The organism is Burkholderia sp. Ac-20379, assembly GCF_017104645.1.
Lineage (GTDB): Bacteria > Pseudomonadota > Gammaproteobacteria > Burkholderiales > Burkholderiaceae > Burkholderia.
Map to the genome: position 1 here is coordinate 1 of NZ_JAAGPF010000707.1, position 1,394 is coordinate 1,394.

A 1,394-nucleotide genomic window follows, 5' to 3' on the forward strand; every position below is an offset into this window, starting at 1 on the left:
CGTGTGCTCTTCCGATCTGACGCCCACCGCGAGGCTCAGCCCGGCCAGCGCGTCGACCGGGCGCGGCAGCACGCAGCCGACCGAGCACAGCAGCGCGTTGCCGGGCAGCGCGAACCACGGGCGGCCTTGGCGGCCGCGGCCGGCGGTCTGTTCGTAGGCAACGCGGACGATCGGTTTCGGCAGCGCGGCGCGCGTGCGCGGCAGCGTCTTGAGGTGCGCGGCGAGGTCGGCGTTGGTCGAGCCGGTGGCGTCGACGATGTCGAGCGGCCAGGGTTCGGGGGCCGAGGCCGGCAGCGCGTGGGCGCGCGCCGGATCGATGCGCGCGTCGTCGGGAAGGGGCGGGGAGGCGGTCATGGCGGCTATTGTACGAGAGCCGGCGCGCACGGGATCGTTCCGGCGCGCGGCGGTTTGGCGGGGCCGGCCGGCGCGGGTGGCGGGGTGTTCGCGGCGCACCGCGAAGTGCGCCCGCCGATGGCGATCCGGTGCGCCGATACAAAGGGGCGGGATCGTCGGGGGACGAGGCAGCCACGCGCGCGTTGCGCTTCAGCCGGCGCCCGTCAGGGCGGGCTCGCCGGATGCTTTGGCGTTCCCAAGCGCTCAAGGCACGCCTGCCGCCTGCCTCGCCGCCCATGTCCTTCAAGGTGTGCTTGCCGGATGCTTCGGCGTTCCCAAGCGCTGAAGGCTCGCCTGTTGCTTGCCTCGCTGCCCATATCCTTCAAGGCCTGCTCGCCGGATGCATCGGCGTTCCCAAGCGCTCAAGGCGCGCCTGCCGCTTGCCTCGCTGCCCATGTCCTTCAAGGCGCGCTTGCCGAATGCCTCGGCGTTCCCAAGCGCTCAAGGCGCGCCTATTGCCTGCCTCGCCGCCCATATCCTTCAAGGCGTGCTCGCCGAATGCTTCGGCGTTCCCAAGCGCTGAAGGCGCGCCTGCCGCCCGCCTCGCCGCCCATATCCCTCAAGGCGCACTCGCCGGATGCTTCAGCGCATGCGCCGCTTCGAGCCATTGCGCGTGATACGCATCGTCGTCGCGCTTCACGCCGAGTTCGCCGCTCCGGTAGGCCATCGCGAGCGTTTGCACGGCCTCGGGCAACTCGTGTTCGGCCGCGCTGCGATAGAGCGCCAGCGCGTGCGCCTCGTCGCGCGGCACGCCCGCGCCGTCGCGGTAGGCGTTGGCGAGCATGAACTGCGCGGCGGGCAGTTGCTGTTTGGCGGCCCGCGCGAACCAGCGCGCGGCCTCGGCCGGATCGGCCGGCACGCCGTAGCCGCTGCGGTAGATCAGCCCGACGTAATAGGCCGCGGGCGCATCGCCCGCCTCGGCGGCGGGCCGCAGCAGCGCGAGCGCGCGGCCGTAGTCGCGCGTTACGCCGCCGTTGCCGAAGAAACGCGCCTTGCCGAGT

General features: G+C 72.6%; 1 protein-coding gene and 1 pseudogene. Both read right to left on the reverse strand.

The features are described from left to right. Positions 1 to 354 (reverse strand): annotated as a pseudogene (locus G3N92_RS34120) (biotin--[acetyl-CoA-carboxylase] ligase); the annotation flags it as partial. 598 nt (positions 355 to 952) lie between these two features. Next, the coding region (locus G3N92_RS34125) for a tetratricopeptide repeat protein (protein WP_206131881.1) at positions 953 to 1,394 on the reverse strand (442 nt) is incomplete at its 5' end.